The following is a 21,306-nucleotide window of genomic DNA, read 5'->3' as shown; positions in this document are numbered from 1 at the left end:
AAATTATCTTTTAAAGAATCGATCAACAAGCGTTTTTTTCAGACCAAACTCCAGACAAAGCACATTAAAAACCAGAAAAGTCAGGAAAGAGGAAGTATCGACGTTTATCACATCTCCTTGCATAACACGCCACAACATACCACCAAAAACGAACAAGAATGTCAAAAAGATGGCATTACGAACAGCCGAATTACGGATTTGCTCCGTTTCACGGCTTTCATTCTTACTTAATGCAAAGATTATTAACAAGCATCCTGCCATCATCAACAACTTTGTACATTCTTTATAAAACAGCAAATTAGTATCAGTCACCACTCCCTGCATCACCAAAATAAAAGGGATGAACAGAGCAACCAACAAGACAACATATCCTAAAGGACGACAATATACAGGTAATAATGCTTTCATGATTAAACGTTTTAACGAGACAAAAGTAAGCAAAAAAAGATATTTTATATACATTTGCAGAGTAAAAAAGCAAAAAGAATCATGAGTAAACAAGAAGTTATTCTCTGCGAAAGCTTGGAAACGAGCCTCGGTCGTGCCATTGAGCTATGTCCGCATGACAAATTATTCGTCCTCACAGACGAGCATACCCAGCGTCTTTGTCTCCCCTCTCTAAAAGAATCGGGTCTGTTGAAAGATGCTGTAGAAATCTGTATCGGAGCAGAAGATGTACATAAAACTCTGGAAACACTCGCTTCCGTCTGGATGGCATTAAGCACTCAAGGGGCTACCCGCCACTCTTTACTTATCAATCTAGGAGGAGGGATGGTGACAGATCTAGGAGGTTTTGCCGCAGCTACATTCAAACGGGGCATTTCCTATATCAATATACCAACCACCCTGCTCGCTATGGTGGACGCATCAGTGGGGGGTAAAACAGGAATCAACTTCAACGGACTGAAAAATGAAATCGGTGCTTTCGCTCCGGCAAACAGTGTATTGATTGAAACGGAATTCCTACGCACATTGGACACACACAATTTCTTCTCCGGATATGCTGAAATGTTGAAGCATGGGTTGATTAGTAATACGGCACATTGGGCAGAATTGCTCAAATTCGATTCCTCTAGTATTGATTATGCAGCTCTCAAACAATTGGTAGGTCGATCGGTACAAGTGAAAGAAGACATCGTAGAGCAGGATCCCCTCGAACATGGAATCCGCAAAGCATTAAATTTGGGACACACCGTAGGACATGCGTTCGAAAGTATGGCACTGGCAGAAAACCGTCCTGTATTACATGGATATGCAGTAGCTTGGGGAATTGTGTGCGAACTGTATCTTTCTCATCTCAAAGTAGGTTTCCCGAAAGAGAAAATGCGGCAAACGATCCAGTTTATCAAGGAGAATTATGGCGTATTTACCTTCGACTGCAAAAAATATGACCAATTGTATGCCTTTATGACGCATGATAAAAAGAATACTTCAGGTACTATCAATTTCACCTTACTGAAAGATATCGGAGACATTTGCATCAATCAGACTGCCGATAAGGACACTATCTTCGAGATGCTCGACTTCTATCGCGAATGTATGGGAATTTAATCTATCCTACAAATGATATAATTATTTTGCACACCTACACTCTTTGTATTTATTCGATTGATACATAGAGATATAAGAGCGTGTAAGATACCGTTGCAGATGTGTGCAAGATAATTATACCATTTTAAACTCTATGTTAATCTATTAACAACCAACACATTGTTGCATTGAAGAGTTTACAGGTGCGCTTTGTGTATCCACTTCAAAATACGGCTGCTATCTTCTTTATATTATTCAACTTTTCAAGCAAAGAATTATTCTTTCGTGCCACTTGTATATTATAGTCTGTTTGCATTCTTACCAGCAAATCGGCATTGATACCTAAAGCCGCCTCTAAGAGCAAAGCAAACTCAGTGGTTATTGGTCGTTTTGCATTCAACGTCTCATTTAAAGCGGAATAAGACAAACCAAACTTCTTTGCAAAGTCCTTTTGTTTTATGCCTCTGCATTCCAATTCTTCCTTAACCAGTTCTCCCGGATGGTAGGGACGGAATGATTGTAAATTGTTCGCTGTTATACTCATAGTTCCTATTTATAATGATTCGTAATATCTACCAAAGAACATATTTCTACAACTGTTTGATTGCCTGCATTGGTAATTTCCCGAAATTCCAACCTATATTGGTCATTGATACGCAAAGAGGAAAGCCCTTTTTTATCACCTTTCAACTTTTCATAGTTCAAAGCTCTATATTGATATAAATCTTCCATTCGGGAAGCATTCAATAGAGCCTTAACACACTTCAAATAGCCATTGATAATTTGAGGCTGAAATCGATGTTTCTTATCATCGGTCTTTCCTTTTTCGTAAAGTTCTACCAAATACTCTTTTTCAAATTCTACATTCATGCATTTGTTCTTTGATAATACAAAGGTAACATATAATTGTATAATTCGCAATATTAGCGAATTATTTCTTATCTATTGTAATAAGACGAGGCTTTTTGCATGTATTTTGCACTATATAGGATATAAAACAACCACCGAAGTTGCCTCATTGCTATTTAGAATCTTATCTAAATAGCACTTGACCGTATGAATGTATAACACTAATAATAAGCAAGATAAATCACTTGCAACAGATACATATATATATTTTACAACGATTTATTTGTAGATTTAAAATAAAGCACTACCTTTGCATCCGCAATTCGGGGTGTAGCTCAGCCCGGTTAGAGTACGCGTCTGGGGGAATTGAATAAGATTACCGATAATAAACTTATAACAACATACAAATCAAGGAGTTAAGACAATACTTAACTCCTTATTTTTTACCTGCGAATACCCTACGAATAAGGTTTCCGGGAAACTTGGTTTATTTAATCCGATTATTGCCTTTTGCTATGTGGATTTTGCATTATTGCATAGCAAATTTTACAAGTATTCGTTAATGCCTCTATTAGAGACAAACCCATTATAACAAACAGGGTAGGACAGCTATCGCCCTACCCATGTCTTAGACGCTCCGTTAGAAGCCTTACTACATATATCAGTAATGTGGAAATGTCAATTGGAATATTGTTTTAAAACTAACATCACCCAGCCCATTCTTTTCATAGATATAAAACTCTATCATATTTTTAGAAGGAAGGTCATTCCCAACAGTTGTATATGTGCTCAATTTATGAGGTGTATATACAACGACATTTGAATATAGCTCTAATTTATATGCCAATATACCTTTATACTTATACTCGCCCTCAAACATCCCAACATATTGCAATGTTGCGGAAAAAACATCCTCTTTCCCATCCCTGCTTATCCCGTCAATAGTATATACTCCTTGCCCCTTATTTACGAAATTAACCTTGCTTGTAGTGGACGAATAATTGTTCCCGAATTTTACATCAGTCATTTTATATCCTAAAATACCCCCTCCTTGACAAAAACAAGTAACGGAAACAACTAACAAGACCCAAACTAATAAAACTCTTTTCATAATATCGTAGATTTGCTCCCCACAGCCCCGACAGGAAAGGTTTATATAAAAAGATAGCGTGAGGCTGTTAGAATTATCTGTTTTAGAGGCTCTGGTAAACCCGTGGTACAAGATAAAACGACACCCCACGCCAAGCCATATATATCACTGATATATACAAGATTAGCATGAGCGTTTGTATCGTCTATCCCCGTACCACATGAAATTTTACCAGAATTTCTAAAACGGGATAAAGCTAAACGCTTCCTTTAATTAATATGTCACCAACAGGTCGTTAACCTGTTAGCGGGACAAATATAACTAAAATCCAACGTTCTACAAACGTTTTTAGGGATGTCGTGGAACAAATTTACTCATTTATTGATAGTTCACAAGATTTTAGGGAGGGAACTCCGATGAGACTATTGCATTTTGAAATGTCGTATCTCTTATGGATGCCTCGAAACAGCCTCATCATCATACCCACGACCTCAAACAGACCTTACCATTCGATTACATTCCACTCGTTTTTAGGTGCTATATGACATTTTCGCCCTCCACATTGCAAACCCTCTATGATGTTGTACCCTGTCATTACATAAGTTTATCATCATACAATGAAGATTTGAGAGTGTTACATCCTCTTTACTTACAACCTGTATTCATTCTATCGACCGAGCATACCCACCTTATCACATAGAATTAAGCAACCTCGTATTAGAGCGTTTAAGCCATTATTACACCCCACCGAACACTTTTATTGTATCTGATAAGTTTTTGGCTGTGCACGACCAATAGCCCCCTCTATTAAAAGATAAGGCTTGATAATCACCCGAAGAGTAAACTTAGGAAGTGGAGTTTACACCCTATGATGATTACCAAGCCTTATTTGAATAGAAAGAGGACTAACAGGCGGTATTGAATATTCGTCGTTCCTCTGCGACGCTCATACCGTCTGCCGACTGCTCCAACAGCCCGGCAAGATATTGTTCTATTTTGCCTGTCAGTTCCAAGGTCAGGTTAGGGAGAGTCAGATGTTTTTTGCCCCACTCCAACGCTTCTTGGATTTTCTTTTGTATTTGCCCATGTAGGACACGGTCGGATGGCTGCGGATTTGCCCGAAGTTTAAAAAGGACGTGCTTCACATAATAAGACAGGTTTTGGTCGGCATTTGCTATACAAATACACCACTTGGCAAAGTCTTTGGCGCTCTCAAAAATATGGTAATCCACATCCCAACAGTCATTAGGCAGTTTCACCATATCCTCATAATATCCAAACCACTCTGCAACCAGCGTCCAAAATACCTGTTTACTCCAAAGCTCCTCTGCCACTATATCCCTACCAAACAACCTATTCAGTCCTTTGGTGCTAAATGTCACCTCGTACCTCAATAAGTTTCTCGGCAAGTTCTCTCTTCCATATTTAGGCAACTCACGCTTCTTCTTTGCCTCCTGTATCTTATCATAAAACTTGCAACGCACCTCTTCGTCCTCTATGTACTTAGTACCATTCCACTCATTAGGTCTAAATTTCTTCATGGCGTCCAACTTCTGCATATACATAATAGGAGGCTCTGTCATACTAAAGTTATGTGCAAACTCCGCAGACTCCACCACTGCCTTATACATAGGTACACCCAAGTCCTTGCTCAACTTCATTATAAGCCACTTGACTTGTTGTAATGACAAGGTCTTTAGATTATGTCCCCACAGACATTTAGGAAGACTGCCCTCGAATGACACATACGTTTCTGTGGCTATGACTCTACGTCCAAGCCAATACCCCTTACCACCTGTACCATTGGCAAAATAGTCCTTTACAACTGTACGTTGCAGGACTGTTTGCCAGTCGTACCCTGTTGGCAGGTCATATAGCATTAATTTGATTTTGTCATACATGGCTGTGAGATTGGAATGTATATAGAAAGTTATACATAATAAAGCATATTAACTATTTACGAAGCCGTGCAGCTAACTGGCTTTCCATTCGTTTTATAAATTCGTCCTTGGTTTCCTGCTTTCGGGCAGTCATCCACGCTACGATTTCGTCACGCTTGAACACGAGTTTGCGCCCGTTTGTCCCGGAACGATGACAAGGTATTTCACGGGTACGGGTCCACTTGTAAATAGTGTCCTTTGCATAGTTCGTAAGCTCACAACAAAGTGTAATATCAAACACTTCGGGATAATCTTCTATCCGTTTTGGCTCTCTTTTGGCGTTCTGTGGTTCGGTTTCGGGTATCGTTGGTACTGTTCCCAGCATGGAAACAATAACTGCCCGCAACGACCTTATTTGAACCAAAGCGTAATACTCCCATTGCTGTTGTAAAAACTCCATGTCGTGAAACATCCATGCGCTCTCTATTGCATCACGGTGATGTTCATTGATAAAGCCGTATTGAGCTATGGAATTATACAGGAAATCTGCAACCAAACCTGTTTTACCCTCTTTTTGCAAATAGGTTTCCTCGTTATAGACATCTTCCAACTCTTGGCTGTCCATGTTTAGTTTGCCTTGTCGGACGGCTGATAACTTTTCATCATAAGTGGATATGAAGAAGCCGTCCCGCCATTGGTTTATAGCCTCATCCACCTCATTTAAAGCCTGTTTTAGCTTTGTCTTATTACCATTCGTTAGTCTTTTTACATAGGTGCGCAACCATTCCTCATGCGCAAAACGGGCTTCCCCTTTGAGCGACTTGTCTATCAAGCCGCCCAAAGGCATATTTATTGCCATACTCATAATTAAAGGATTTTAGCTACTCTGTCTAATACGCTTGTTGAAAAACTGTCAAGATATACGTTTGTCGTTGTAAGATTACGATGCCCCAACGCTTGGCTGATAATTTCACGGGGGACATCATTGCCTTGTAAGGTCATGGCCATTGTATGACGGCTGACATAGGTAGTCAGGTTCATACGAATACGGAGCAACTTGCCTAATTGCTTTAAACCGTCATTTATACGTTTGTAACGACTACGGATATGGTCATACAGTTGTTCCCCCTCATAATCCCTTGTTATTATTGGCAGCAAATAGTTGCCTGTCAAAGCAGTATTTGCCTTAAACCATTCCAACTGCTCTCTTATGGCAGGGGTTACAGGTATTGTTATAGGCTTTGCATTTTTAGCGTTCTGTGTCTTTTGTCTTTTATAAACGATATGCTCCTCTGTCCCAAACGTGTCAATATTGTTTTTAGTCAGCATGGCTTCATCTATAAAACTCATACCGAAACATAAATAGGAAAACAGGAACACCCTACGGGACAACTCCAACACAGGATTTTGTTGAGGCGAGTTTTTTATCAGCTCCAAATCATGTGGTGAAAGGTAGCGTTTGGCTGTTTCCTCTGCCAGCTTACCGATTTCAAAGCCACCCTTACCGAAAGGATAGGTGTTTGATGAGGCTTCACGCTCTTTTATCGCCTTGTTTATAACCGCCCTTAATGTTTTGAGGTAGTATTTACGGGTGTTTCCGCAACAGCCGTCTTTTTCCATTTCAAGGTTAAACCGATTGATGTACTTTACATCCAACTCGGAAAACAGTCGTTCCTCAATCTTGTCATCATACTTTGCCAGCATATGCAAAGTACGCTCATAGACTTTTGCGTTACCGATATGCCTTGTGGCTTTTAGGTTTTCCACCTGTCGCATGAAGTAGTCATAAACCTTACCCTGCTTTGACATACCAAGAAACTCCTCTTCGAACTGGTTAAGCGTCCAGTTTACCCGTTCCTCCATGAACTTTTGTAGGATTTCATCCTTTCGAACTTCATAACGGTTCAGCAACGCATTGTAATTTTCGTAGTTAGGATTGACACGCTTGTCTTTTTTAAATCGGGATGCCAATTCGTCCCATTGTCCTTTCGTTGCCGACAGTTGCAAGTCGATGTACTTTGTTTTGTCCTCTTTTGCCACCCTTAAACAGACGGGGCAGCTTCCGTCCCTTCTAATGTTGCTTTTGAAAAGCACGATTTTTGTCCTTGCCATGTTGTTGTTTTTCTTTTTAAGTTATATGGCCGACGAAATTATTTTACACTTTACATAGGAATAAAGTATAGAGCTTCACTCTCGCTCAATGCAAAGATAGATAATTCCGATGATTAAAACTACATCATTGCAATGGCTCAACAAGGAAGGTTCCTTAAAACATTGCGAAATTGGGACAGACTTTAACCTACATTAACCTTGCAGTCTATTTGCATCCCAATTGTTCGTCCTGTTTTTCGATTAAGGTTCGATTAAGGTTCGATTAAGGTTTCGGGATGATTAGACGCTTTTTATTGCAATAAGACGAGGCTTTTTGCATGTATTTTGCACTATATAGGATATAAAACAACCACCGAAGTTGCCTCATTGCTATTTAGAATCTTATCTAAATAGCACTTGACCGTATGAATGTATAACACTAATAATAAGCAAGATAAATCATTTGCAACAGACACATATATATATTTTACAACGATTTATTTGTAGATTTAAAATAAAGCACTACCTTTGCATCCGCAATTCGGGGTGTAGCTCAGCCCGGTTAGAGTACGCGTCTGGGGGGCGTGTGGTCGCTGGTTCGAATCCAGTCACCCCGACTGGTTAAAGAGGTTAGAAACCGAATGGGTTCTAACCTCTTTTTATTTTGAAAACAATGAAAGAAGATACTAGACATATCCATATCAGTGAATACAATTATCCTCTTCCGGATGAACGTATTGCAAAATTCCCGTTGCCTACCCGCGACCAGTCCAAACTCTTAATATACCGTCGTGGAGAAGTCAGTGAAGATGTTTTCACTTCTTTGCCGGAATATCTGCCGCAAGACAGCCTGATGATATTCAATAATACGAAAGTCATCCAGGCACGCCTCCATTTTCGAAAAGAGACGGGAGCACTGATCGAAGTGTTTTGTCTTGAGCCGATCCAGCCAAACGATTATGTCTTGAATTTCCAACAGACAGCACATGCCGCCTGGCTTTGTATGATCGGCAATCTGAAGAAATGGAAAGACGGACGGTTGAAACGCGAAATGACCGTCAAAGGATTCCCTATTACCCTGACCGTTACCCGAGGAGAATGTAAAGGAACCAGCCATTGGGTAGATTTTGCATGGGATAATCCGGAAGTGACGTTTGCCGATATCCTTGAAGTATTCGGAGAACTTCCTATTCCTCCTTACTTAAACCGGGATACAGAAGAAAGTGACAAGGAGACTTATCAGACTGTTTATTCTAAAATAAAAGGTTCGGTAGCTGCGCCCACGGCGGGATTACATTTCACTCCACGAGTATTGGATGCACTTCAAGAGAAAGGGATTGATCTTGAAGAATTAACCCTACATGTAGGAGCAGGCACATTCAAACCTGTAAAAAGTGAAGAAATCGAAGGTCACGAGATGCACACGGAATATATATCGGTCAACCGGAGCACCATCAAAAAACTGATTGACCACGACGGTCGTGCTATTGCAGTAGGGACTACTTCTGTACGAACTCTAGAAAGTCTGTATCACATTGGAGTCACATTGGCTGAAAATCCATACGCTACGGAAGAAGAACTGCGTGTCAAACAATGGCAGCCTTATGAAAAGTACGACCAGATTCCTCCCGTTGTTGCGCTGCAAAAGATATTAGGATATCTCGACAGGAATGGTTTGGAAACCCTTCACACCAGTACACAGATTATCATAGCACCAGGATACAATTATAAAATAGTGAAAGCGATGGTTACTAATTTCCATCAGCCACAAAGTACCTTGCTGCTTTTGGTTTCAGCTTTTGTAAAAGGGAATTGGCGCACTATTTATGATTATGCACTGGCGCATGACTTCCGGTTCTTAAGTTATGGAGATTCTTCTTTATTAATACCATAAAATATTCTCCTCTCCGAAAGATTTTACCCAATTTTACCCAATATAAAAGACACTATGCCAAGCGATAATAACCAGGAAATGTTCCCTATCGTAGACGAACAAGGAAATATCACCGGAGCCGCCACTCGCGGAGAATGTCACAGTGGTAGCAAACTGCTTCATCCGGTGGTTCACCTTCACGTATTCAATGCCCAAGGAGACATCTACTTACAGAAACGTCCCGAATGGAAAGACATTCAACCAGGAAAATGGGATACGGCTGTGGGCGGACATATTGATTTGGGCGAAAGTGTAGAAATCGCCCTAAAGAGAGAAGTCCGTGAAGAATTAGGCATCACAGACTTCACCCCCGAGCTTCTCACCAGTTATGTTTTTGAATCCAGCCGTGAAAAAGAGCTTGTTTTTGTCCACAAAACCGTTTATGAGGAAGAAATCCACCCCAGCGACGAACTGGACGATGGACGATTTTGGAAGATCGAAGAAATAAAAGAAAATCTGGGTAAAGGAATCTTCACTCCCAACTTCGAAGAAGAGCTGAAAAAAGCCTCTCTTATTCCTTCTCTGCCCAAGTAATAATCTATCCAAGTAATAATCTTTTCAAATAGCAGACTTTCTTATAAATTAGGGAAGTACACAACTAATACCAAAGAAGTACAGTGAGGCAAAGTTTCCCTATTAACAAGAGAAGTATTCCCAGTTAACAGGGAAAAGATTCCCTATTAGTAGGGAAAGTATTCCCACATTTTGCGGGAATAAATTCCCATAATATGAGGGAATACTTTCCCACAATATATGGGACAAATGAAAGATGTAACAGAAGTAAACGAAGATTGCATAGTTTCATTGATTCATTACTATTTCCGATACACTATGAGAAATGAATGCAACAAGTATGAGAAACAGGATCAAATCCGAGCTTTTTTACGGAGAAACTATGAGAAATGCTGTTTCAAAAATCATTTCTCATAATCTATCCTATTAGTTTTCTGTCATTTACATCTAACGAATGAGAATATGAGAAATGAAATTCAAAAATCTTCTCTGGGAGACGCTGTTAAATTTAAATTTGAAAGAGAGGGAGGAACATTATAAATTAAATATTCTGTTACTCAATGACAGCTGCAAAGCCGCCATTTCTAACCATCTTTATAGTTAGCTGCTCTCCGGCTTTCACCTGGGATGACTTGCAACGATAATCCATCGCCTGACGTCCTGCGTTGATACCATCCTCAAAAGAGGTCATTTGATAAGAGCGATCTTTATTCAAGAAATCTAACTTTATGGTAAACTCACGTTCCTTTTTACCATTATTAGCCATTCCTCCTATAAACCACTTATCTCCTTTCCGTTTTGCTACAATGACATATTCACCTGCTTTAGCTTCCAGTGCCACAGTCTCGTCCCACGTTACGGGAACTTGTGTGATGAAACGGGTACAATCTTCATTACGATAATAAAGAGTAGGATTATCCGCCAACATCTGCAAACCACTCTCAAAAACCACAAAGAGTGCCAACTGATAAGCACGTGTTCCGATACTTGCAGCATTAGGACGTTCCGACCGATACACATTAGGCTGCATACTAATCATCGCTCCGGGAGTATAATCCATCGGACCGACAGCATTGCGCATAAACGGCAAATACAGACTATTATCCGGATAACAACCGCCCATTTGTTCCATGCCACGCACTCCTTCGTAAGACAACACATTCGGATATTTATATTCCAGTCCGGCCGGTTTGAAAGATCCATGAAAATCGACAAACAAATGATGCTTGGCTGCTTCTCGGGCTACCCGTTCGTAAAAGTTGACCATCCACTGGTCACTTCTGTCCATGAAATCAATCTTAAGTCCTTTTACTCCCCATTCCTTGAAAGTCTTGAAAAGATCAAAATTGTTTTCTACCGTCAACCACGTCAGCCAAAGCACAATCCCTACATTTTTTTCCTTGCCATAACGAATCAACTCGTGCAAGTCAACTTTAGGATTAGGCGTATAAGGATCACGCGTACTTTTAGCCCAGCCTTCATCCATAATGATATATGGAATACCAAATTTAGAAGCAAAATCAATGTAATACTTATAAGTATCCAAGTTATAACCGGAAACAAAATTCACATCCGGTCCGTAAGGAGAAGCGTCATTCCACCATTCCCAGCTCACCTGTCCCGGCTTAATCCATGAAACATCCTGGAGTTGATTCTTTTTAGCCAGTTTATAAGTCATTGTGTTCTCAAGCAACTGCTTATCATTTTTACTTATCACAAAGTAACGCCAAGGATAATTTCTCGTACCTTTTGTTTTCGCAATGTAATCAGCTTCTTGAGTAATCTTCACGCTACGATCACTGTTCTCGGCAAACGCAAGCGGAGCTTTAGGAAAAACAGAGATTGCTCCGTTCGTGCCCGTTCCTTTGAGAAACATACATGGATAATCAGCCAGATCCGACTCGCTGATTAATATTTTATAGTCTTTTTGTGTGTCAACCAATACCGGCAAAACAGCTATCCGTTCTTCAGGCTTCCACGCATTACTTTGAACATGTGTGTAAGGTTCCTCATAAGCTGTATGGAAACTTCCCGGTTGTTGCAAGTGAAGAAGATAATCCGACGGGAAGTTGATAGCACACTCTTCGTTCATTACTTCAACATCCCCTTTCTGTGAGGTAATAAACCGGTAAGCAACTCCATCGTCAAAAGCACGGAATTCTACTGAATAGTCTTTGAAGGTCAGTAGCAATTGATTATAACGATTACTGACTTTCGAATATTTCAAAGGAACAATAGGAGTTAATTGCTCGTCGATATTCCATTGCTTCTGACGACGCAACTTAGGATTCTGTCCCAACACTTGATTTTTCAGAACCAACAGAAGAGAATTGTCTTTCAACAATACATCTCCGTTATAATCTATACTATAATAGATTTTATCCGAGAGATTCAAGGACACTTTCAGTTCTCCATTGGGAGAAACCAACTCTAACCGGTTCTGCGCATGAAGTAGTGAAACCAAGCACAAACACACAACTAACAGGATATATCTTCTCATGATTTAGATATTTAATTAATTCATCGTTTTACAGTGGCAAATGTAATAAAAACATCACTTCGTACGATCAAACGGACTGGGTAATACTCCTTCAAAAGTCATTTTCACAGGTTTGATATACCCGTTTTCATCAAAATACATTCGATCAATACAAGTTTCACGACTATTTGCCGCTGTTTCACCTAACGGACGACGATGATAAACAATATACCACTCATCTTCTCCGGCTCCTTTTATCACCGAATGATGCCCTGCTCCGGTAGCTACCGAAAGATCCTGTTCCAGGATTTTACCAACCCTTTTGAACGGACCAAAGGGGGAATCTGAAATGGAATATGCTACACTATAGTTCGGGAGTCCCCAGCCACCTTCCGACCACATGAAATAATATTTTCCATTACGTTTCAACATAAATGGTCCTTCCACATAGTTTTCCGGAGTGACTTCCTTATACATCGTTCCGTCCTCAAAAGGAACAATACTCAACAAGTCAGGAGCCATTTTCACCATATTACAATGTCCCCAGCCACCATAATACATGTAATATTGCCCGTCATCATCCTTGAATACAAACTGATCGATAGGTTGAGCGCCATGAACAATCTTATCAATCAGCGGCTTGCCCAAAGCATCCTTAAAAGGTCCGGCAGGATTATCTGACGTAGCGACACCAATTCCCCCCACTTCATTATTATTTTGGATATCATTGGCTCCGAAAAACAGATAATACTTATCATTCGCCGCAAGCACCGCTGGCGCCCAAAGAGCACGACGAAGCCAACTGATATTCTCTTTTGATATGACTTTCGGATGCTTTGTCCAGTTCACCAAGTCTTTAGACGAAAAAGCATCCATAAAGGTTTGTTCATCATAAGGTGCCGAATACGTAGGATAGATCCAATATTCATCTCCAAACACGACTCCTTCGGGATCGGCATACCAACCTTTAAAAACAGGATTGCCACTCGTTTTCTTCTCTGAAAGAGTTGCCTGATATTTCATTGTCTTTCCAGGCAACGACAAAGAAGGAGCTACTGCTTCATCCGATACCGCACGCTTATAGTTCGGTTTACTGCTCATGACAAAACGTAGTTTCACGCCATCACGTATATCCTCATATTTCAAATAAGATTTGTCATACTTCTTGCCATTCACATACAACTCCTTTACATACACATTCTTCGGTGACCAATTATCTGCTACCATTTCAATAGCTTTTCCGTTACTCATCCGAACTGTTATTGCCTCAACGCAAGGAGAACCGATATTATACATATTGCTTGAAGGAGCCACCGGGTAAAAGCCAATGCAATTGAACATATACCAAGCCGACATCTGTCCGCAATCGTCATTGCCACTTAATGCATCCGGAGTATCGCCATAGAAACGGTCAGCAATCGTACGGACCCACTTCTGACATTTCCAAGGTTCTTTCAAGTAATTATAAAGATACGCTACATGATGGCAAGGTTCATTTCCATGCCAATAGGCTCCGATACGGCCTTGAATATCATGTGCTCCCGGTATGTCATCCGGCAACTCTACCGTGAACAGTTCATCCAACCGATTGCGGAACCAGTCTTCGCCAGCTTCGTTCATATATCCTTGTACATCTTGTGGTACATACCAGGTATATTGTACAGTAAAGCCTTCCGTAATATCCCCCCATCCATTTACAGATCCGGGGCCCTGATAAGCTACCGGAGTAAACGGTGTACGCCAGTTTCCCTGACTGTCCTTGCCACGCATATATTTCGTTTCCGGATCAATCAAAGTCTGATAAGAGAGTGCACGATTCAAGAAATAACGATAATCATCCTCCTTACCCAAAGCCTTGGCAGCCTGTGCCATGCAATAATCATCATACGCATATTCCAATGTTTTAGATACTGACTCCGCCTCTTTATCGAAAGGCACATATCCCATCATACGATATTCCGGCAAACAGTCATAATTCGGATTCATCGCCGTGGTCTTCATAGCCTCATACGCACGTTCGTAATCGAATCCTTTCACTCCCTTCACAATCATGTCAGCCAATACGGAAACGGCATGATAACCAATCATACACCAAGTCTCATTTCCATAAAACGACCAGATAGGAAGCATTTTCTCCACACTTTTATCATAATGAGCCAACATGGAATTGGCAATATCGGCATTCACTTCCTGTTGAACCAGATTGAACCAGGGATGCAAAGCCCGGTAGGTGTCCCAAAGAGAGAATACCGTATAGTTGGTAAACCCTTCGGCTTTTTCTATATTTTTATCTAATCCTCGAAACTGCCCGTCTGCATCCTGAAAGATGAACGGATGCAAAGCCGCATGGTAAGCCGACGTATAGAATGTTCTTTTCGTTTTACGGTCGGCAGTAAGGGTATATTTTCCCAGTTCTTTTTCCCATAGTGCTTCTCCTTTAGCTTTCAGGTCATCGAAAGTGAGTCCGGCAAGTTCCGCTATATTGTTCTTTGCCCCGTTTGTGCTGACCGATGAAATAGCAGTTTTTACAATCACTTCCTCTCCGGCTTTTGTATCAAAAGAGATGCAAGCCATCAGATTCTTTCCCCAAGCCTCATAGCTGCTACGAAACCGGGAAGTATTGTAAATCACCGGCTTCTTATTCTGCATAAAGCGCAAGCCGGTCAACTTTTTAGAGAAAGTAGCCGTGAAATAGATATGCCGTTCCGGTCCCCAGCCTTTCACCAGTTTATATCCGGTGATGGTAGAATCATTTTCCATGCGCAGATTCGCCCATTCACAAGATTGCCATAAAGTATGGTTCATATCGATCATTATAAAAGCTTTATCCGATTGAGGATAGGTGAAGCGGAACATACCGCTACGCACCCCTGACGTCATTTCAGCTTTTACTCCATAATCAGACAGTTCCACCGCATAATAATTAGGTGATGCCCATTCCTTTTCATGAGAATAACGTGAGCGATATCCCTTTGCCGGCTCCTCACGTGTCCCCGGATCCAGTTTCATCTCTCCTGTTCCGGGAATAAACAAGAAGTCTCCCAAATCAGGTATACCAGTCCCGCTTAAATGAGTCAGACTGAACCCCAACAAGGTGGAATGATTATATTTATAACCGGAAGCCGCATCATAGTATTTACTATCCGTGTCCGGACTCATCTGAATTCCTCCGAAAGGAATCTGCGCACCCGGATACACATTACCATAACCATCTGTTCCCACAAATGGATTCACATAATCAATCAGTTTCTCGGTTTGAGCCATGCCTGGCAAAATACTCACCAGGCACAGCCATACTAAAAACAATCCTCTTTTACCCATTACACTCACCATATTTACATTATTATGCTTGTATATCACCTACAGCGACCTGATACTCATGCCACAATTCGTCAATACTATATTCATTCCCTAAAATATGTTTGATAGCACCATCAAACGACCAAGGCACCACCTCCAACGTACTGCGATTGAACTTACGCAGGAATTCAGGATCTTTGTTATCACGCAACCAGACAAAGAAATAACCTGCCGTACGATAACCGTCCATATAGTTCCCGCCTTTCGGACGGGCATTAGGACCATCGAAGCCACCGTTTGCCACACGTACAGCATCTGCCATACCTTCAATAAATGCCCAGAACACACGATTGGTTCCATAAGAACCGATTCCTTGCGGTTCCAGCTGATAAGCATGTGTCAGTTCATGCAACAATACCCCGCGCGTTTCGAAAAACAACTTTGCCGTATCATTCGCTGCAAAAGATTTTTCAATATGACGTGTACTGTAGAAAATCGTCACATCACCATTGCCACCGCCTTTAGCAGAAATACCGTTGATATCTTCCAAAGTATAATGTATCTTGTGCACTGCGGGAATACTATCTTCCGGAGAATTGTAAAGAGTAGCTAATACAGTACGTGCCTGTTCCTTGATGTACGATTCAGCATCGGGAATAATCCGGTGATAAATGTCCGATCCCAACGTTTCCGGTGCTTTATCCTCAAACAATATAGCACCTGTATTGTACTCTTTCCATACATCAAAATTATCCTTCACCTGCTTTTGCACACTTGCAGCACAAGCCCCCATACCTACCAGCAGGCAAGCAGCATAGATTAAATGTATCTTTTTCATATTTCTTTATTGATTATTGATTGATTCCGTTAGTTAATGAATAAGGTTTATCCTCCGGTGATAATCCGCGGCGTTTGTTAGGTGACGCACCCATCTTGAATTCAAGCACGCCTCCTTTCAAAAGGTCTTCATGTGTAATATACATCTTGTCGTATACTTTGCCGTTCAATTTCAGCGACTGCACGTAACGTTTCTTATCGCTGACACCCGGCGCTTTGATCTCCAATGTCTTTCCATTAGGAAGCGTCATCTTCAGATAAGGTAGGTAGGGAGCTCCCAATACATACTGGTCTGTACCAGGACAAACCGGATAGAAGCCCATCACGGAGAAAAGGTACCATGCTGACATCTGTCCGCAATCATCATTTCCACCCAATCCGTTAATATCATTCTTATACATCTTATTCAGAATCTCACGCAGCCAGTACTGTGATTTCCACGGCTGGGAAGTCCACGCATATAGATAAGGAACATGGTGGCTCGGTTCATTCCCATGCACATATCCGCCGACCAAACATTCTTCCGTAATATCCTCATTATGTTCATAGTACTTCTCCGGCAGATGCATGGAGAACAGTTCATCCAATTTCTGCACGAACGTCCCTTCTCCTCCCATCAAGTCGATCATGCCAAATACATCGTGTGGCACATGAAAAGAGAAATTCCATGAATTGCCTTCAATAAAACCTTCACCATAGGTTTGTAATACATCAAACTCTTTCTTGAAAGAACCGTCACTATAACGGGGACGTGCAAAACCAATACTTGTATCATAGATAGTACGATAATTGAGGGCACGCTTTCGGTAAGTCTCCGCTATTTCCTTGTTACCTGCCTTCAAAGCTGTCTGATAGATAGTCCAATCGTCGTATGCATACTCCAAAGTAGAAGAAGCTGCTGTACCACTTTTGTCAAGCGGAATATATCCCAGCTTCATATAATCAGCTATACCTTCATAATACGGAACGGTGGATGTACTGACCATTGCCGCCAATGCCTCATCCACATTCGAAAAGACGCCTTTGGTTATTGCATCCGCCAGTACAGACACAGCATGATAACCGCTCATACACCAGTTTTCATTTCCCATCAGACTCCATATCGGCAACATTCCGTGCACGCTTTGTTGCTCATGTTTAATCATGGATTCCACCATATCCGCATTGCGTCCCGGTTTCACCAGATTCAGGAAAGGATGTTCCGCACGATAGGTATCCCAAAGGGAAAATATAGTATAGTTGGTGAATCCTTCCGCCCGGTGTATGTTATGATCCAGCCCACGATAGGAACCGTCTACATCCATATACACAGACGGATTAATCATGGTGTGGTAAAGAGAAGTATAGAACATTGCTTTCTGATCGGGCGTACCTTCGATCTCGAAATGTTTCAGTTCACTATTCCAATCTGTACGAGCAGCTTCCGCCAACTGTTCGAAACTCTTTCCGGAAGCCTCGGCATGCAGATTCTTAATGGCCCCTTCCGTACTGACTGCCGACAATGCCACTTTTACAACCAGTTCCGAATTGTTAGCGGTATCGAAGTTAAAGTAAGCCACGATTTTTCGACCTGTGATTTCGGGGAAGTTCTTTTCCAACTTAAAACGACGCCAAAAGCCATTGTACAATACTTTTTCCTTATCCTTATATCCGTAGTCTTTAATCGGCTGTGACAAAGAGATAGCAAAATAGGTATAATTCGTACGCGCCCATCCATTGGTGATACGATATCCGGTCAACAGAGTATCGTTTTCGACTCTCAAATTGGCCCATAGAACTTTGCCGTCATAATTATAAATACCATGCACCAGATCCAAAATCAAATGACCATCTTTTCCTTTCGGGAAGGTATATTTATGTATACCCGTCCGTTGTGTTGCTGTCAGTTGGGCCTTAATGCCATAATCGTCCAGTATCACTTCATAATATCCGGGAACAGCTTTTTCTGTAGCATGGTCAAAACGTGAACGGTATCCCTCTTCCGGATAATCCGCCCGACCGGGATTTAACTTCACATCGCCAACAGCAGGCATCAACAAGATGTCTCCCAAGTCAGAATGTCCCGTACCACTAAGATGAGTGTGACTGAAGCCAACAATGGTCTTGTCCCTATATTGGTAACCGGCACAATACTCGTAGGCATTTTTCTGATAAGCTCCATTTACATTATGCGGAATTGTGTCTGTGTCCGGACTCAACTGTACCCATCCGAAAGGAGTGCAAGCACCGGGAAAAGTGTGCCCCATCCCATTGGTCCCGATAATCGGATTCACATAGTCTACCGGCTGTTGGGCTATGGCGGACAAAGTTGCTGCCGCCATAGTCATCATCAATACTTTCTTTCTCAAATTATTCATATCAGCTTACTTTGCGTCACGAGAGAATGAATACGGGAAGTCTGATTCGTTGATACCTCTTCCCTTATTCGGTTTGTTATCCATATCAAACACCAGACGACCGCCTTTCAACAGATCGAAATGGTTCAGATAATTCTTTGTATAATTCTTGCCATTATAGTTCAATGAACGAATATAACGATTATCATCGTTATTCTTCGGGGCGGAGATTTCCAATTTCTTGCCGTTCTCTAGTGTAATCGTTGCTTTCTTAAAGTAAGGAGCTCCCATCACATATTCATTGCTGCCCGGACATACCGGATAGAAACCCAATGCAGTAAATACATACCAAGCCGAAGTCTGACCGTTATCTTCATCTCCACAATAACCGTCCGGAGTAGGAAGATAGAGGCGGTTCATCGTCTCACGCAACCAATATTGGGCTTTCCACGGTTCGCCGGCATAGTTATACAAATAGATCATGTGCTGGATAGGTTGGTTGCCATGTGCATAGTTACCCATGTTAGCAATTTCCATTTCACGAATCTCGTGAATCACTCCTCCATAATAGCTATCATCAAATACAGGAGGAAGATTGAATACAGAATCAAGCATACTGACAAACATCTTCTTGCCGCCCATCAGATCAACCAGTCCTTGTACATCGTGGAATACCGACCATGTATAATGCCAACTATTTCCTTCCGTAAAGGCATCTCCCCATTTAAAAGGATTGAAAGGAGTCTGGAAAGTTCCGTCGGAATTTTTTCCCCGCATCAACTTAGTTTCCGGATCGAACAGATTACGGTAGTTCTGACTCCTTTTCTTATAAACATCCAGTTCTTCTGCCGGACGACCTAATTTTTCACCCATACGGTAAATGCACCAGTCATCGTATGCATATTCCAATGTGCGTGCCGCATTCTCATTAATTTTCACATCGTATGGCACATAGCCCAGTTTGTTATAATATTCATATCCACGGCGTCCGGTAGTAGAAACTTTCGGATGTACGCTATTGGCCCCTTTCAGTAGACCTTCATACATTTTTTCTGCATCCGCTTTGGTTATATTCTTCATGAAAGCATCCGCCACTACAGAAGCAGAATTGTTCCCAACCATGCAACCACGATGGCCCGGGCTGGCCCATTCAGGAAAGAATCCACTTTCAAGATAGGTATTCAACAGGCCTGCCTGCATCTTCTCACCCATTGAAGGATATATCAAATTAACAAATGGAAACAAGCAACGGAAAGTATCCCAGAATCCAGTGTCGGTAAACATATATCCCGGACGGATTTCACCATTATAGGGGCTGTAATGCACAGTTTCCCCCTTACCGTTTACCTCGTAAAACATACGGGGAAACAACACCGAACGATACAAACAAGAGTAGAACGTACGCATACGGTTCTCATCGCTGTCTTCAACCTTGATACGCCCCAAGACATTGTTCCATGCCTTACGACCGGCCTCTTTTGTCTGTTCAAAGGTCTTATTACCAATTTCTTTCAAGTTCAGTTCCGCCTGTTCGGGGCTGATGAATGAGGATGCCACTTTTGCATGCACTTGTTCTCCTTTTTTCGTCGAAAATCCGATAGCAGCCCCCACGTGATTGGATTGCAGTTCGAGATGTGTTTCAACCAAATGATAGTCTGCCCATACTTTATTGAAAGTAAAAGGCTTGTCGAACTCTATCACAAAGTAATTCTTAAAGTTTTGAGGAACACCGCCACTATTGCGTGTCGTATAACCGATTATTTTATTTTCTTCGGGAATCACCTTCACATACGAACCGCGATCGAAAGCATCTATTACCACATAGGCATCGGAGGTTTCAGGGAAAGTGAAACGGAAATGTGCACAACGTTCTGTCGGAGCTATTTCAGTTGTCATATCATATTCCGACAAATAAACACTATAATAATAAGGAGTGGCTTTCTCTGCTTTGTGAGAGAACCAGGAAGCACGACTATCCTGATCAATCTTCAACTGTTTAGTCATCGGCATGATTGAAAACTGACCGTAGTCATTGATCCACGGACTGGGCTGATGCGTTTGCTTGAAACCTCTGATTTTGTCGGATGCATAAGTGTAAGCCCAACCGTCACCCATCTTTCCGGTTTGTGGCATCCAGAAATTCATTCCCCAAGGCAACGCAATGGCGGGATATGTATTTCCATTGGATAGTGATATTTTCGAATCAGTCCCCATTAAAGGATTCACATAGTCTACCGGTTGCTTTTGTGCAAAGGTAGAGGAAACTCCCAATAGCAGGGCTATTGCGAAAGATAGTAGTTTCTTTTTGTTCATGGTCTACGAATTAAACTATTAATACTAGATTATCAAGTCTTTTTTATTTATGTTACAAATTAAAGCATCTTTCAGCAATTATCAGTCCTCTGATACGCCAAAATAAGAAAAAATAGCAGTATAGTCAACCAAAGGAAACGAGTGTCAACGAGAGT

At 41.4% G+C, this 21,306-nt stretch carries 15 protein-coding genes and 1 tRNA gene; 4 read left to right on the top strand and 12 right to left on the bottom strand.

The features are described 5' to 3' along the window. Positions 1 to 3 precede the first annotated feature (3 nt). Positions 4 to 408 (bottom strand): hypothetical protein, encoded by a 405-nt coding sequence (locus A4V03_RS01805; protein ID WP_065537724.1) that lies wholly within the window; start codon positions 406 to 408, stop codon positions 4 to 6. An 81-nt stretch (positions 409 to 489) separates the two neighbouring features. On the opposite strand from A4V03_RS01805, the gene aroB reads away from it, so the two are divergent. Beyond that, the gene (aroB, locus tag A4V03_RS01800) at positions 490 to 1,551 is read left to right on the top strand and encodes a 3-dehydroquinate synthase (RefSeq protein ID WP_065537723.1); all 1,062 of its coding nucleotides are present in this window, start codon (positions 490 to 492) and stop codon (positions 1,549 to 1,551) included. Between the two features lie 202 nt (positions 1,552 to 1,753). Here aroB and A4V03_RS01795 read toward each other — a convergent pair whose 3' ends face one another. From A4V03_RS01795 to A4V03_RS01770, 6 genes are all read right to left on the bottom strand, one after another. Further along, a complete protein-coding gene (locus A4V03_RS01795; protein WP_009131819.1) occupies positions 1,754 to 2,074 on the bottom strand; it encodes a HigA family addiction module antitoxin in 321 nt (106 codons plus the stop codon). Between the two features lie 5 nt (positions 2,075 to 2,079). Further along, positions 2,080 to 2,400, bottom strand: a complete 321-nt coding sequence (locus A4V03_RS01790; protein ID WP_065537722.1) for a type II toxin-antitoxin system RelE/ParE family toxin — start codon at positions 2,398 to 2,400, stop codon at positions 2,080 to 2,082. Between the two features lie 640 nt (positions 2,401 to 3,040). Then, the gene (locus A4V03_RS01785; RefSeq protein WP_069108753.1) at positions 3,041 to 3,490 is read right to left on the bottom strand and encodes a hypothetical protein; all 450 of its coding nucleotides are present in this window, start codon (positions 3,488 to 3,490) and stop codon (positions 3,041 to 3,043) included. A gap of 884 nt (positions 3,491 to 4,374) precedes the next feature. Next, on the bottom strand, positions 4,375 to 5,370 hold the full coding sequence (locus A4V03_RS01780) for a phage/plasmid replication domain-containing protein (protein WP_065537720.1): 996 nt from the start codon (positions 5,368 to 5,370) through the stop codon (positions 4,375 to 4,377). A gap of 52 nt (positions 5,371 to 5,422) precedes the next feature. Further along, positions 5,423 to 6,214, bottom strand: a complete 792-nt coding sequence (locus tag A4V03_RS01775) for a helix-turn-helix domain-containing protein (protein WP_065537719.1) — start codon at positions 6,212 to 6,214, stop codon at positions 5,423 to 5,425. Positions 6,215 to 6,216: 2 nt separating this feature from the next. Next, a complete protein-coding gene (locus A4V03_RS01770; RefSeq protein ID WP_008764213.1) occupies positions 6,217 to 7,461 on the bottom strand; it encodes a site-specific integrase in 1,245 nt (414 codons plus the stop codon). Between the two features lie 521 nt (positions 7,462 to 7,982). Here A4V03_RS01770 and A4V03_RS01765 point away from each other — a divergent pair. From A4V03_RS01765 to A4V03_RS01755, 3 genes are all read left to right on the top strand, one after another. Next, positions 7,983 to 8,057: transfer RNA gene (locus A4V03_RS01765), tRNA-Pro, on the top strand. A 56-nt stretch (positions 8,058 to 8,113) separates the two neighbouring features. Beyond that, complete coding sequence (locus tag A4V03_RS01760; RefSeq protein WP_065537718.1) at positions 8,114 to 9,334, top strand: S-adenosylmethionine:tRNA ribosyltransferase-isomerase; 1,221 nt, start codon at positions 8,114 to 8,116, stop codon at positions 9,332 to 9,334. A gap of 54 nt (positions 9,335 to 9,388) precedes the next feature. Beyond that, entirely contained in the window at positions 9,389 to 9,907 is a 519-nt protein-coding gene (locus A4V03_RS01755) for an NUDIX hydrolase (protein ID WP_024986865.1), read from the top strand. 532 nt (positions 9,908 to 10,439) lie between these two features. Here the strand turns inward: A4V03_RS01755 and A4V03_RS01750 are convergent. Genes A4V03_RS01750 through A4V03_RS01730 form a run of 5 tightly spaced genes read right to left on the bottom strand, consistent with a single transcriptional unit; the run spans position 10,440 to position 21,151 of the window. Continuing rightward, on the bottom strand, positions 10,440 to 12,386 hold the full coding sequence (locus tag A4V03_RS01750) for a glycoside hydrolase family 97 protein (RefSeq protein ID WP_065537717.1): 1,947 nt from the start codon (positions 12,384 to 12,386) through the stop codon (positions 10,440 to 10,442). A gap of 54 nt (positions 12,387 to 12,440) precedes the next feature. After that, positions 12,441 to 15,698: a GH92 family glycosyl hydrolase gene (locus A4V03_RS01745; protein WP_084081194.1), complete on the bottom strand. Its 3,258-nt coding sequence runs from the start codon at positions 15,696 to 15,698 to the stop codon at positions 12,441 to 12,443. 10 nt (positions 15,699 to 15,708) lie between these two features. Continuing rightward, positions 15,709 to 16,503 carry a basic secretory family protein gene (locus tag A4V03_RS01740; RefSeq protein WP_004313054.1) on the bottom strand — a complete coding sequence of 265 codons (795 nt, stop codon included), beginning with the start codon at positions 16,501 to 16,503 and terminating at the stop codon, positions 15,709 to 15,711. A 13-nt stretch (positions 16,504 to 16,516) separates the two neighbouring features. Further along, complete coding sequence (locus A4V03_RS01735) at positions 16,517 to 18,859, bottom strand: GH92 family glycosyl hydrolase (RefSeq protein ID WP_065537716.1); 2,343 nt, start codon at positions 18,857 to 18,859, stop codon at positions 16,517 to 16,519. 6 nt (positions 18,860 to 18,865) lie between these two features. After that, positions 18,866 to 21,151: a GH92 family glycosyl hydrolase gene (locus A4V03_RS01730; RefSeq protein WP_065537715.1), complete on the bottom strand. Its 2,286-nt coding sequence runs from the start codon at positions 21,149 to 21,151 to the stop codon at positions 18,866 to 18,868. Between the last annotated feature and the right edge of the window lie 155 nt (positions 21,152 to 21,306).

Origin of the sequence: Bacteroides caecimuris (genome assembly GCF_001688725.2) — a bacterium.
In the GTDB taxonomy this organism is placed as follows: domain Bacteria; phylum Bacteroidota; class Bacteroidia; order Bacteroidales; family Bacteroidaceae; genus Bacteroides; species Bacteroides caecimuris.
The sequence above is the reverse complement of the archived record's forward strand: the minus strand, read 5'-3'. Positions and strand labels throughout refer to the sequence as shown.